The organism is Pseudomonas putida W15Oct28, from assembly GCF_000708715.2.
Taxonomy (GTDB): domain Bacteria; phylum Pseudomonadota; class Gammaproteobacteria; order Pseudomonadales; family Pseudomonadaceae; genus Aquipseudomonas; species Aquipseudomonas putida_R.
The window spans coordinates 2501-15986 of record NZ_JENB01000056.1; the positions used below are offsets into that span (position 1 = coordinate 2501).

Annotated in this window: 6 protein-coding genes, 4 tRNA genes and 4 rRNA genes (1 of these 14 only partly in view); 10 read left to right on the forward strand and 4 right to left on the reverse strand. The window is 57.3% G+C overall.

The window, feature by feature from the left end:
• From AK81_RS24980 to rrf (AK81_RS25015), 8 genes are all read left to right on the forward strand, one after another.
• Positions 1–1350 (forward strand): 23S ribosomal RNA (locus AK81_RS24980) (it extends 1239 nt beyond the left edge of the window).
• A gap of 113 nt (positions 1351–1463) precedes the next feature.
• Positions 1464–1539 (forward strand) — tRNA-Ala (locus AK81_RS24985).
• A 12-nt stretch (positions 1540–1551) separates the two neighbouring features.
• Positions 1552–1627: transfer RNA gene (locus AK81_RS24990), tRNA-Ala, on the forward strand.
• A gap of 22 nt (positions 1628–1649) precedes the next feature.
• Positions 1650–1726: transfer RNA gene (locus AK81_RS24995), tRNA-Ile, on the forward strand.
• Between the two features lie 36 nt (positions 1727–1762).
• Positions 1763–1838 (forward strand) — tRNA-Ala (locus tag AK81_RS25000).
• A gap of 361 nt (positions 1839–2199) precedes the next feature.
• Positions 2200–4986, forward strand: a 23S ribosomal RNA gene (locus AK81_RS25005).
• Between the two features lie 140 nt (positions 4987–5126).
• Positions 5127–5242: ribosomal RNA gene (rrf, locus tag AK81_RS25010) — 5S ribosomal RNA — on the forward strand.
• Positions 5243–5351: 109 nt separating this feature from the next.
• Positions 5352–5467, forward strand: a 5S ribosomal RNA gene (gene rrf, locus AK81_RS25015).
• A gap of 113 nt (positions 5468–5580) precedes the next feature.
• Here the strand turns inward: rrf (AK81_RS25015) and AK81_RS25020 are convergent.
• The 4 genes from AK81_RS25020 to AK81_RS25035 all read right to left on the reverse strand — a co-directional run bounded on the left by AK81_RS25020 (position 5581) and on the right by AK81_RS25035 (position 10426).
• Positions 5581–7995 (reverse strand): TonB-dependent siderophore receptor, encoded by a 2415-nt coding sequence (locus AK81_RS25020; RefSeq protein ID WP_043203554.1) that lies wholly within the window; start codon positions 7993–7995, stop codon positions 5581–5583.
• A gap of 165 nt (positions 7996–8160) precedes the next feature.
• Positions 8161–9117, reverse strand: a complete 957-nt coding sequence (locus AK81_RS25025) for a FecR domain-containing protein (protein WP_043203555.1) — start codon at positions 9115–9117, stop codon at positions 8161–8163.
• Positions 9118–9121: 4 nt separating this feature from the next.
• Entirely contained in the window at positions 9122–9625 is a 504-nt protein-coding gene (locus AK81_RS25030) for a sigma-70 family RNA polymerase sigma factor (protein ID WP_043203558.1), read from the reverse strand.
• A 111-nt stretch (positions 9626–9736) separates the two neighbouring features.
• Positions 9737–10426, reverse strand: coding sequence for a GntR family transcriptional regulator (locus AK81_RS25035; protein ID WP_043203560.1), 690 nt, complete (start codon positions 10424–10426; stop codon positions 9737–9739).
• Positions 10427–10631: 205 nt separating this feature from the next.
• Here AK81_RS25035 and lapG point away from each other — a divergent pair, with 205 nt between their 5' ends.
• Complete coding sequence (gene lapG, locus AK81_RS25040) at positions 10632–11393, forward strand: cysteine protease LapG (protein ID WP_193393776.1); 762 nt, start codon at positions 10632–10634, stop codon at positions 11391–11393.
• A 10-nt stretch (positions 11394–11403) separates the two neighbouring features.
• Entirely contained in the window at positions 11404–13350 is a 1947-nt protein-coding gene (gene lapD / locus AK81_RS25045) for a cyclic di-GMP receptor LapD (RefSeq protein ID WP_043203562.1), read from the forward strand.
• The last annotated feature ends 136 nt before the right edge of the window (positions 13351–13486 follow it).

Below are 13486 nucleotides of genomic sequence, written 5' to 3' on the forward strand. Positions count from 1 at the left end.
GCGAGGCTGAAAAGCGTAGTCGATGGAAAACAGGTTAATATTCCTGTACTTCCAGTTATTGCGATGGAGGGACGGAGAAGGTTAGGCCAGCCTGGCGTTGGTTGTCCAGGTTTAAGGTGGTAGGCTGGAATCTTAGGCAAATCCGGGATTCTAAGGCCGAGAGCTGATGACGAGTTGCCAGAATACCAAGGCGCTTGAGAGAACTCGGGTGAAGGAACTAGGCAAAATGGCACCGTAACTTCGGGAGAAGGTGCGCCGGCGAGGGTAGGGTGTGACGCCTGCCCGGTGCCGGAAGGTTAATTGATGGGGTTAGCGCAAGCGAAGCTCTTGATCGAAGCCCCGGTAAACGGCGGCCGTAACTATAACGGTCCTAAGGTAGCGAAATTCCTTGTCGGGTAAGTTCCGACCTGCACGAATGGCGTAACGATGGCGGCGCTGTCTCCACCCGAGACTCAGTGAAATTGAAATCGCTGTGAAGATGCAGTGTATCCGCGGCTAGACGGAAAGACCCCGTGAACCTTTACTATAGCTTTGCACTGGACTTTGAATTTGCTTGTGTAGGATAGGTGGGAGGCTTTGAAGTGGGGACGCCAGTTCTCATGGAGCCATCCTTGAAATACCACCCTGGCAACTTTGAGGTTCTAACTCAGGTCCGTTATCCGGATCGAGGACAGTGTATGGTGGGTAGTTTGACTGGGGCGGTCTCCTCCCAAAGAGTAACGGAGGAGTACGAAGGTGCGCTCAGACCGGTCGGAAATCGGTCGTAGAGTATAAAGGCAAAAGCGCGCTTGACTGCGAGACACACACGTCGAGCAGGTACGAAAGTAGGTCTTAGTGATCCGGTGGTTCTGTATGGAAGGGCCATCGCTCAACGGATAAAAGGTACTCCGGGGATAACAGGCTGATACCGCCCAAGAGTTCATATCGACGGCGGTGTTTGGCACCTCGATGTCGGCTCATCACATCCTGGGGCTGAAGCCGGTCCCAAGGGTATGGCTGTTCGCCATTTAAAGTGGTACGCGAGCTGGGTTTAGAACGTCGTGAGACAGTTCGGTCCCTATCTGCCGTGGACGTTTGAGATTTGAGAGGGGCTGCTCCTAGTACGAGAGGACCGGAGTGGACGAACCTCTGGTGTTCCGGTTGTCACGCCAGTGGCATTGCCGGGTAGCTATGTTCGGAAGAGATAACCGCTGAAAGCATCTAAGCGGGAAACTTGCCTCAAGATGAGATCTCACTGGGATCTTGAATCCCCTAAAGGGCCGTCGAAGACTACGACGTTGATAGGTTGGGTGTGTAAGCGCTGTGAGGCGTTGAGCTAACCAATACTAATTGCCCGTGAGGCTTGACCATATAACACCCAAGCAATTTGTTTGGTTGGAATGATGAGCACCCCATGCCTCTGGATAAAGAGTGGTGAGGGCGGCTCTTCTGCAGTTCAACTCTGCCCAAACCTACCAATATGCGGGGCCATAGCTCAGCTGGGAGAGCGCCTGCCTTGCACGCAGGAGGTCAGCGGTTCGATCCCGCTTGGCTCCACCACTTGCCTCATGCGGGGCCATAGCTCAGCTGGGAGAGCGCCTGCCTTGCACGCAGGAGGTCAGCGGTTCGATCCCGCTTGGCTCCACCACTTGCCTCAGCGACCCTGTTATAGGTCTGTGGCTCAGTTGGTTAGAGCGCACCCCTGATAAGGGTGAGGTCGGCAGTTCAAATCTGCCCAGACCTACCATTACATGGTTCAGCCATGTTGTTGTAACAGATAGACGGGGCCATAGCTCAGCTGGGAGAGCGCCTGCCTTGCACGCAGGAGGTCAGCGGTTCGATCCCGCTTGGCTCCACCACTTTTGCCGTACGCAGTAGCTTGTCAGAACTTAGAAATGAACATTCGTTGATGAATGTTGATTTCTGACTTTTGTCAGATCGTTCTTTAAAAATTCGGATATGTGATAGAAATAGACTGACCGCCGTACGCAGTAGCTTGTCAGAACTTAGAAATGAACATTCGTGAATGAATGTTGATTTCTGACTTTTGTCAGATCGTTCTTTAAAAATTCGGATATGTGATAGAAATAGACTGACATGCACTTTCACTGGTGTGTGATCAGGCTAAGGTAAAATTTGTGAGTTCTGCTCGAAAGAGCGACGTGCGAATTTTCGGCGAATGTCGTCTTCACAGTATAACCAGATTGCTTGGGGTTATATGGTCAAGTGAAGAAGCGCATACGGTGGATGCCTTGGCAGTCAGAGGCGATGAAAGACGTGGTAGCCTGCGATAAGCTTTGGGGAGTCGGCAAACAGACTGTGATCCAGAGATCTCTGAATGGGGGAACCCAGCCAGCATAAGCTGGTTATCTTGTACTGAATACATAGGTGCAAGAGGCGAACCAGGGGAACTGAAACATCTAAGTACCCTGAGGAAAAGAAATCAACCGAGATTCCCTTAGTAGTGGCGAGCGAACGGGGACCAGCCCTTAAGTTGGTTTGAGATTAGTGGAACGCTCTGGAAAGTGCGGCCATAGTGGGTGATAGCCCCGTACACGAAAATCTCTTATCAATGAAATCGAGTAGGACGGAGCACGAGAAACTTTGTCTGAATATGGGGGGACCATCCTCCAAGGCTAAATACTACTGACTGACCGATAGTGAACTAGTACCGTGAGGGAAAGGCGAAAAGAACCCCGGAGAGGGGAGTGAAATAGATCCTGAAACCGTATGCGTACAAGCAGTGGGAGCCTACTTTGTTAGGTGACTGCGTACCTTTTGTATAATGGGTCAGCGACTTATATTCAGTGGCGAGCTTAACCGAATAGGGGAGGCGTAGCGAAAGCGAGTCTTAATAGGGCGTTTAGTCGCTGGGTATAGACCCGAAACCGGGCGATCTATCCATGGGCAGGTTGAAGGTTAGGTAACACTGACTGGAGGACCGAACCGACTACCGTTGAAAAGTTAGCGGATGACCTGTGGATCGGAGTGAAAGGCTAATCAAGCTCGGAGATAGCTGGTTCTCCTCGAAAGCTATTTAGGTAGCGCCTCATGTATCACTGTAGGGGGTAGAGCACTGTTTCGGCTAGGGGGTCATCCCGACTTACCAAACCGATGCAAACTCCGAATACCTACAAGTGCCGAGCATGGGAGACACACGGCGGGTGCTAACGTCCGTCGTGAAAAGGGAAACAACCCAGACCGTCAGCTAAGGTCCCAAAGTCATGGTTAAGTGGGAAACGATGTGGGAAGGCTTAGACAGCTAGGAGGTTGGCTTAGAAGCAGCCACCCTTTAAAGAAAGCGTAATAGCTCACTAGTCGAGTCGGCCTGCGCGGAAGATGTAACGGGGCTCAAACCATGCACCGAAGCTACGGGTATCACGAGTGAAAAACTCGCACGCCGAAAGACCAAGGTTTCCTGCGCAACGTTAATCGACGCAGGGTTAGTCGGTCCCTAAGGCGAGGCTGAAAAGCGTAGTCGATGGAAAACAGGTTAATATTCCTGTACTTCCAGTTATTGCGATGGAGGGACGGAGAAGGTTAGGCCAGCCTGGCGTTGGTTGTCCAGGTTTAAGGTGGTAGGCTGGAATCTTAGGCAAATCCGGGATTCTAAGGCCGAGAGCTGATGACGAGTTGCCATTAGGCGACGAAGTGGTTGATACCATGCTTCCAAGAAAAGCTCCTAAGCTTCAGATAACTGGGAACCGTACCCCAAACCGACACAGGTGGTTAGGTAGAGAATACCAAGGCGCTTGAGAGAACTCGGGTGAAGGAACTAGGCAAAATGGCACCGTAACTTCGGGAGAAGGTGCGCCGGCGAGGGTCAAGGACTTGCTCCGTAAGCCCATGCCGGTCGAAGATACCAGGCCGCTGCGACTGTTTATTAAAAACACAGCACTCTGCAAACACGAAAGTGGACGTATAGGGTGTGACGCCTGCCCGGTGCCGGAAGGTTAATTGATGGGGTTAGCGCAAGCGAAGCTCTTGATCGAAGCCCCGGTAAACGGCGGCCGTAACTATAACGGTCCTAAGGTAGCGAAATTCCTTGTCGGGTAAGTTCCGACCTGCACGAATGGCGTAACGATGGCGGCGCTGTCTCCACCCGAGACTCAGTGAAATTGAAATCGCTGTGAAGATGCAGTGTATCCGCGGCTAGACGGAAAGACCCCGTGAACCTTTACTATAGCTTTGCACTGGACTTTGAATTTGCTTGTGTAGGATAGGTGGGAGGCTTTGAAGTGGGGACGCCAGTTCTCATGGAGCCATCCTTGAAATACCACCCTGGCAACTTTGAGGTTCTAACTCAGGTCCGTTATCCGGATCGAGGACAGTGTATGGTGGGTAGTTTGACTGGGGCGGTCTCCTCCCAAAGAGTAACGGAGGAGTACGAAGGTGCGCTCAGACCGGTCGGAAATCGGTCGTAGAGTATAAAGGCAAAAGCGCGCTTGACTGCGAGACACACACGTCGAGCAGGTACGAAAGTAGGTCTTAGTGATCCGGTGGTTCTGTATGGAAGGGCCATCGCTCAACGGATAAAAGGTACTCCGGGGATAACAGGCTGATACCGCCCAAGAGTTCATATCGACGGCGGTGTTTGGCACCTCGATGTCGGCTCATCACATCCTGGGGCTGAAGCCGGTCCCAAGGGTATGGCTGTTCGCCATTTAAAGTGGTACGCGAGCTGGGTTTAGAACGTCGTGAGACAGTTCGGTCCCTATCTGCCGTGGACGTTTGAGATTTGAGAGGGGCTGCTCCTAGTACGAGAGGACCGGAGTGGACGAACCTCTGGTGTTCCGGTTGTCACGCCAGTGGCATTGCCGGGTAGCTATGTTCGGAAGAGATAACCGCTGAAAGCATCTAAGCGGGAAACTTGCCTCAAGATGAGATCTCACTGGGATCTTGAATCCCCTAAAGGGCCGTCGAAGACTACGACGTTGATAGGTTGGGTGTGTAAGCGCTGTGAGGCGTTGAGCTAACCAATACTAATTGCCCGTGAGGCTTGACCATATAACACCCAAGCAATTTGAGCGTAAGGCGCCAAATTGTGGTGGTGAAGATGATAAGAACCGAAAGTTCGCAACAAACCACAAATATCACATATCCGAATTCGCTGGGCTGTCCATCTGGACATTCTGGCTACAGAATTTCTTGACGACCATAGAGCATTGGAACCACCTGATCCCATCCCGAACTCAGTAGTGAAACGATGCATCGCCGATGGTAGTGTGGGGTTTCCCCATGTGAGAGTAGGTCATCGTCAAGATTCATTTCGCAAAACCCCTATCTGCGCACGCAGGTAGGGGTTTTGTCTTTAAGTAGGAACTACAGAGATTCGCAGGCACGTCCGAGTGACGGGCCAGCACACAGAATTTCTTGACGACCATAGAGCATTGGAACCACCTGATCCCATCCCGAACTCAGCAGTGAAACGATGCATCGCCGATGGTAGTGTGGGGTTTCCCCATGTGAGAGTAGGTCATCGTCAAGATTCAAACCCAAAGCCCCTGTCTGCAATGCAGACAGGGGCTTTGTCTTTTCCGGGGCTTCACTTTCAGCCTGAAGCGCTCCTACACGTACCGCGTATCAGCAGCCACTTTCATTTCAGAACTGATAGCTGACCGTGGCGCTGACATTGCGCTCCTCACCCATGTAGCAGTAGTTCAGGCTGGCACATGAGGTGATGTAGCTTTCATTGGTGAGGTTGTTGGCGTTAAGGCGCACATCCACACCCTTGAGCCCAACCTTGCCCAGGTCATAGCCGAGCGAAGCGTCGAACAAGGTGTAGGACGGCACCTTCATGCTGTTTTCCGCATCCACCCAGCTGTAGCCCACATACCGCACCCCACCGCCCAGCCGCAGGCCATCCAGAGGCCCTTGGTGGAAGTTGTAGTCAGCCCACAGCGAGAACATCTGTTTCGGTGCCTGGGTTGGCGAATTGCCTTTGTTGTCGAGGCTGGCCGACGTCAGGCTCGGCATCGATCTGGAATATTCGATATCGGTAAAGGTGTAGCCACCCAGCAGTTTGAGGCTGTCGGTCAGCTGCACATGAGCCTCCAGCTCAAGCCCTTGCGAGCGTACTTCACCTACCGGGCGATAGAAGTTTTCGTCAGGCTGCTTCGAGGCCAGGTTTTCCTGCTCGATGCGGAACACCGATGCGGTGAAGAGGTTGTCGCTGCCCGGAGGCTGATACTTGATGCCGGCTTCCCATTGAGTGCCCTCGGTCGGAGCCAGCGGTCGGCCTTCCTGGTCGGACACGGTATTGGGGTTGAACGACTCCGAGTAGCTGACATAGGGCGCAATGCCATTCTCGAACAGGTAGAGCACCCCGGCCCGGGTCGTAAAACTGGAGCGCTGATCGCTGACCTTGGTGTCGCTGTCGCGATTCTCCTCCGACACCTTCACCCAGTCCTGGCGAAGCCCCAGGGAGAAGCGCCACTGGTCGAGCTCCACCAGGTCCTGCAGATACACACCTGTTTGCTGCAAGCGCCGCTGGTAGCGGTTTACGCCCAGTACCTGAAGGTTGCCATTGCCGTACTGCGGGTTGCCGGCGTCCAGCGGGTCGACCGAGCCATAACGCCATGCGACGTCGGCCTTGCGCCGCTGGTAGTCGGCGCCCAGCAGCAGGGTGTGCTTGGCAGCGCCGGTGAAGAATTCCGCCTGCAGCATATTGTCGATGATGTACGAATGCAGGCGCTCGTCGCCGCCGGTATAGGCGCGGTTCAGAATGTTGCTGTCGGCATCCGCCCAGCCGGCCGAGTACACCTGATCCATGGACACGTCGGAATCCTGGTAACGGAAGTTCTGCCGCGCGGTGAACACATCATTGAAGCGGTGCTCGAACTGGTAGCTGAAGGACTGCTGGGTGCGCTCGTAGTTGTCGATGCCTGGCTCGCCCTCGAAGAAATGGTCTGACAAGCGCAAGCCGTTGCGCTTGTGCAGCATGCCGTCAGCAGGGTTGCCGCCGTGGTATCCGCCGTTAGGGTCGTGCTGCAGGTAGGCCTGCAGTGTGAGCGAGGTGTCTTCGGTGAAGTCGACGCTTATGGCCGGAGCGATGGTGTAGCGTTCTTCCTTGTTGTGGTCAAACTGGGTGTCGGATGCATCCGCCAGGCCTGTCAGGCGATAGGCGATGCGTTTGTCGTCATCCACAGGGCCGCTGAAGTCGAAACCCATGCCACGCTGGCCCTGGGTGCCGACTGTGGCTTGAACCTGATGGTAGGGGGTAAACAGCGGCTTCTTGGTGGTCAGGGCTACCAGGCCCCCTGGCGAGCTTCGCCCATACAGTACCGAGGAGGGCCCCTTGAGAATGTCGATGCGCTCAAGGAAGTACGGGTCGACCTGCATGGTGCTGTAGGTGCCGTTGTCGCCCATCGACTTCAGCCCATCGACGTAGATGTTATCCACAGAGCCGTCATTGAAACCGCGCATGGCCACATAGTCGTAGCGATGGGTGGCACCGTAAGGGTTGGTCAGTACCCCAGGCGTGTAGCGCATGGCCTGGGCAACGGTCTGTGAGCCCTGATCGTCCATCTGTTGGCGAGTAACCACCGAGACGGATTGGGATGTTTCCACCAACGGCGTGCTGGTCTTGGTCGCTACCTGGCTATGGGTGGCGTTGTAACCCTCCATGCTGCCCAGCGCATTGCCGAGGGTGAAGCTACGGATATCGGTGTCTGGCAATGACAGGGCGGCGTCCTGGGGCTGTGTCTGCAACACATAGCTACGTCCATCCTGGCTGACCGCTTCCAGGCCGCTGCCATTGAGCAGTTGGCGCAGCGCCTGGTCGGTAGCGTACTGCCCCTGCAGGCCGTTGGACTGCAAGCCATCGGTGAGCTGAGGCGTACTCGACAGGGTAATGCCGGCCTGGCGAGCGAACTGATTGAGCACGTCGGCCAGTTGGCCGGCCGGGATTGCATAGTGATGACTCACTTGGGCTGTTTCAGCCGCTGCGCAAAATTGCGGAACAGCCGCCAGACTCAAGGCAGTACCAAACAGTGCAGCCCGGATGGCATGGCGCAAACGTGCTGACTGCAGGACAGGTCGATAATCATTCAAGTTGTAAGTGTGGGTTAGCACCGGATTGCTAGACATGAAGGGTCCGTTGAAGTGTTGAGGGCAGAAGGTGTCGCTTACTGTCCTAGCCGGACCGGGATTGAAAACCCGCCAGAAATCGCCAAGGCCTTATCAGGCCATGCTTTCTACACGTACCCACCAGCGTGTACGTTGGCGCAGCTTTACCGGCAGCGTCTGCGGCAGCAGCTGAAGCAGTTGCTCCGGGTCTTCGAGGCGGAACACCCCCGACAGGCGCAAATCGGCAATCTCGTCGCTGCAGCCCAGGTAACCCTGGCGATAACGGCTGACCTGCACGAGGAAGTCGGACAGGCGCATGTCCTGTGTAACGATCAGCCCTTCAGTCCAGGCCATCGGGTCCATGTCCAGGCGCGCGAGCGGGTGCGCACCTTGAGCATCCAGGCGCCAGTGCTGGCCGCCTTCAATCCACTGCAGTTGGCCATTGCCAGGCCGGTGGATCGCCACTTTCCCGTGACTGACGCTGACACGTGTGCAGTCGTTGTCCTGATAGGCCACAAAGCGTCCTGCGAACCCTTCCAGCAGCGCGTCGCGGGTTTGTAGCAGTACTGGCTGGCGGGAGCTGCAGGTAATCATCAGCTCCCCCTGCTTCAGGCGGACCAGACGCTGCTGGTCGTTGAAGGCCAGGTCCACGGCAGTGCGGGTATTGAGTTGCATCAGTGAGCCATCGGGCAGGGTGATGACGCGTCGCTCACCCGTGCCGGTGGCATAGTCCGACGCCCACGCCCCGATAGCATCGAGGTCCTTGGCCAGCCATGTTGCGGACCCCGCCATGACAATGCCGCCAAGCAGCTTGAGTGCCTGCCGGCGGTGCAGGCGCTGCTGGCTGGTTTCCAGGGTTTGCAACGCCAGCCCGGCACCGGGGATCGAGCGCAGGTCAAGGTCCTGATGCAGGTGCATCACCCGTTGCCAGGCCTGTTCATGTTCGTGGTGGGCACTGCGCCATTGCGCGCACTGTTGTTGCAGCGTCGGCTCATGCCCGCGCTCGCGCAGCCGCAGCATCCACTGGATGGCCTGTTTGACCGCTTTTGCATCAGGGCGTACGGCGCTCATTGAATCAGCACTCGTCTTCGTAGCGCAGTACATAGCAATGGTAGAGCGCATCAGCGATGTAACGCTCTACGGTACGCACCGAGATCCCCATCTGCTCGGCAATGGCCTGGTGCTTCAGCCCCTCGCATTGGGCCAGCAGGAAGGCGCGACGTACCTTGGGTTTGAGGCCGTCGAGCATGCGCGCGATACGCTCAAGCAATTCCAGCAGCAGCTCGCGGGTTTCGGCCGAGGGGTACTGTGCTTCCGGCACATGGGCCAGTGCCTCCAGGTAGGCCCTGTGCAATTCCTCGCGGCGCCAGTGATCGATGACCAGCCCACGCGCTACCGTGCGCAGGAACGCCCGAGGGGTGTTTAGCTGCAGGTGTTCGCGGCGTTGCAGCAAGCGCACGAAGGTGTCATGGGCCAGGTCTGCGGCATCGGCGGCATTGCCCAGCTTGCTGCGCAGCCAGGCGTGTAACCAGCCGTGGTGGTCACTGTAGAGCGTTTGCACGGAGTCATTGCTGGGCATAGGGGAGGGCGCTGGCATCAATGGACATGAATGATAATTAGTCTCATTGTTGGCGTGGCAAGGTCAATTTGCAACCCATCTGCTCGTGTCGCACGTAAAGCCGGTTACCGGCTAACGCGCCCGTTGCGCATCCAGGTAGTTGCGGATTACCAGCGCTCCGCTATTGAGGTGCCGGGCCAGCACGGCTACCGCCTCGTCCACCAGCTTGTCACTGGCTGCATCTACCAGTGCGTTGTGATCGTCCTGGGTCAGCTTGCCCAGGCCCATGGACGAAAGATGAAAACGCAGGAAGCGCTCTTCTTCGTTCAGTTCGTTTTCGATCAGGCGCAGCAGCTTTTTGTTCGACGCCTTGCTGTACAGCGTCATGTGGAACAGGCGGTTCAGACGGCCGATTTCGGCGTGGCGGGTTTCGTTCTCCAGTTGCTGGATATAGCCACGGGCGCTGGTGATGTCGCTGGCATCAAGCAGCGGGATCGACTGGCGCAGCGCTTCGCTCTCAAGCAATACGCGCAGGGCATAGGTATCCACCGCATCCTCGCCGATCAATGGCGCAACCACCGCACCCTTGTGCATCTCCACTTTTAGCAGCGATTGCGCTTCAAGCTGGCGCAGGGCCTCGCGCACGGGCATGCGGCTGACGCCAAACAAGGTGGCGAGTTCTTGTTGTCGCACGGCGGTACCAGGGGGCAGGCGGCCATCGAGAATGGCGCTGCGCAGGCGTTCTTCGATCACGGCACGGGCCTGGTTCGGCGACAGCTGCTCGCTGGCCAACACATTGCTCAATTTGATTTTCTCGGCCACGCGACGTCTGCCTCAACGATGACTAAAGTTGGATCCAATGACACTAGTAATAGCTTGTGGGAATTGTCAAACCTAGGCCCGCATTGGAACGGGCGCCCCAAAAGCGCGGCTATGGTGGATGAAGTCGCCTGCCAAAGGAAGCAGCTCATAGAAGGATATAAATAGAAAGTGTAGGCGGGCTGACAGGCGGATGCATGATTGCAGGGTGCCATTGTTTTTTGCGGTGGCAACCCGCAACATCGCTGCTTTCGACTGGCCTGAACAGGGCTTCGCAGTGGCGATATCCTGGATGTTCAAAACCGTTGTGCGACGTGTCGGCTTTGCCGCGCTGCTGGGCAGTCTGCTGCTGGGCGGCTTGCACGCGGATTGGGATTTCTCCCAGATAAGCCGAAAATCGCAGGCCCTGTATGGCCCTCTGGGTCCCGGGCAAGGCCGCATCGATGCCTGGCAGAACCTGATGGCCACGCAGAAGCAGGGTACCGAGCTTGAGCAACTGCAAGTGGTCAACCGCTTCTTCAACCAGCAATTGCGCTATGTCGAAGACATCGACCTGTGGCATGAGGTCGACTACTGGGCCACACCGGTGCAGGCACTGATCAAAGGTGCCGGGGACTGCGAGGACTACGCCATCGCCAAGTATTTCAGCCTGCGGCGCATGGGCATCCCCAGCGAAAAACTGCGCATCACCTACGTCAAGGCGTTGCGGCAAAACCGGGCGCACATGGTCCTGACTTATTATTCAAACCCACAGGCCCAGCCTTTGGTGCTCGACAGCCTGATGGATGCAATCAAGCCGGCAAGCCAACGTACCGACCTGCTGCCGGTGTACGCCTTCAATGGCGAGGGGTTGTGGCTGACGGGTGCCGCAGGCAACAAGAAGGTCGGCGATACCAAGCGACTGTCACGCTGGCAGGATTTGCTGAAGAAAATGCAGGCCGAAGGGTTCCCGGCCGAGCCGGTTTACTGAAGGAGCACAGATGTCACTGTTCAAACAATTGCTGTTGGCCATTTGCCTGTTCCTGGTAGTCGCCTTCAGTGGCAGTTTCATGGTCAGCCTGGAAAGCTCGCGTAGCCAATACGTGAACCAGCTACGCTCGCACGCCCAGGATGCAGCGACTGCGCTGGCGCTGTCGCTGACGCCGAATATCGACGACCCGGCGATGGTCGAGCTGATGGTCAGCTCGATCTTCGACAGTGGTTACTATGCAAGCATCAAGGTGGTCGACCTGAGCTCCAATGCCGTTCTGGTGGAGCGCCATGCCGAGCCGGACCCAGGCGGGGTGCCGCGCTGGTTCGTGCACCTGATCGGCCTTGAGGCTGCGGGGGGCGACGCCATCGTCAGCCGCGGCTGGCAGCAGGCCGCGCGGGTAGAAGTGATCAGCCACCCCATGTTTGCCATCGCCAAACTCTGGCAAAGCGCCTTGGGCAGCTTGGGCTGGTTGCTGCTGTGCGGTGCAGCCAGTGCCGTGCTCGGCGCCTTGCTGTTACGCCGCCAGTTGCGGCCGCTGGACTATATGGTTGAGCAATCCCACGCCATTGCGCGCCGCGAATTCCTCAGCCTGCCAGAGTTGCCCCGCACACCGGAGCTACGCCGTGTGGTGCAGGCGATGAACCAGATGGTCGAGAAGCTCAAGGCGCTGTTCACCGAGCAGGCCGAGCGCAGCGAACGGCTGCGTGCGGAGTCTTACCAGGACAGCCTGACCGGGCTATCGAACCGCCGCTATTTCGAAATGCAGCTGAACACTCGGGTAAGCAACCTGGAAGACGCGCGCGCCGGCTACCTGCTATTACTGCGCGTCCAAGGGCTGGCAGGGCTGAACGCACGCCTTGGCGGCCAGCGTACCGACCAGTTGCTGCAGGCCGTGGGTGAGCAATTGCGCCGCACCTGTGCCAGCTTCCCGGAAACCAACGACCTGATTTCCCGCAGCCGCGGTGGCGAGTTTGCCGTGCTGGCGCCGGGCATGGTGCATGAAGAAGCGGTACAGCTTGCCCAGGCACTGGAAGCGACGCTGCAAAGCCTGCACGAGACTGGAGCCAGTGATATCGACCCGGTGGCCTGTATCGGCCTCGCGCCGTTCAGCCCCGGTGATTCTCCACAGGCATTGCTGAAGCTCGCCGATGAGGCCCTGGCCCGTGCCGAAAACCAGCCAACGCCGGGGTGGGTGTGCCTTGAGCAAGGTGTGGCCGCCGTTGCAGCCGATAGCCAGCACGCCTGGCACGAGCGGCTCGATCAGGCGTTCAACAATGGGCATTTCGAGCTGTTCTTCCAGCCAGTGGTGGATTGCGCTTCGGTGCAACGGGTATTGCACCACAAGGTGATTTCACGTTTGCAGGATGGCCAGGGCGAGGCACTGCCGGCGGGCCGCTTCCTGCCTTGGCTGGAGCGCTTCGGCTGGATGCCGCGGCTGGACGTGCTGGTGCTGGAGAAAGTGTTGGCGCACCTGCGTGGGCATGACCAGGTGCTGGCGCTGAACCTGTCCGCCGCTACCCTGGCCGATCCAAAGGCCTTGCAGCGAGTCTTTGAGCTGCTTGGCCAGAACGTGGCTATGGGGCCGCGTCTGGTATTTGAAATTGGTGAGGAGCAGTTGCCTGAGCAGGCAGCCCTGGAGCAACTCACCCGGCGCCTGCACGGGCTGGGCTTTGGCCTGGCGCTGCAGCGCTTTGGTGGGCGCTTCAGCATGATCGGCAACCTGGCGCACTTGGGCCTGGCGTACCTGAAGATTGACGGCAGCTACATCCGCAACATCGACCATGAGCAGCACAAGCGGCTGTTCATCGAAGCGATCCAGCGTGCGGCGCACAGCATCGATTTACCGCTGATTGCCGAGCGGGTCGAGACGGAAGGGGAGCGGCGGGTGTTGCAGGAGATGGGGGTAGGCGGGATTCAGGGTCAGCTGGTCGGCGAGCCTGCGCCTTGGCGCTGAAGGGCTTTCCTGTGGCTGATCTGATTCCCTGGCCTGGCGCTGTGCATGTGGGAGCGGCCTTGTGTCGCGAAAGGGTCGCAGCGCGGCCCCAGGATTTCGCATTGCTGCACAAACTTCTGGGGCTGCTGCGCAGCCC

Excerpts from the sequence above, each read along its gene's own strand:
- AK81_RS25025 (WP_043203555.1), bottom strand. The coding sequence starts at position 9,117 with ATGAGCGCCGTACGCCCTGATGCAAAAGCGGTCAAACAGGCCATCCAG.
- AK81_RS25030 (WP_043203558.1), bottom strand. The coding sequence starts at position 9,625 with ATGCCCAGCAATGACTCCGTGCAAACGCTCTACAGTGACCACCACGGC.
- lapD (WP_043203562.1), top strand. The coding sequence starts at position 11,404 with ATGTCACTGTTCAAACAATTGCTGTTGGCCATTTGCCTGTTCCTGGTA.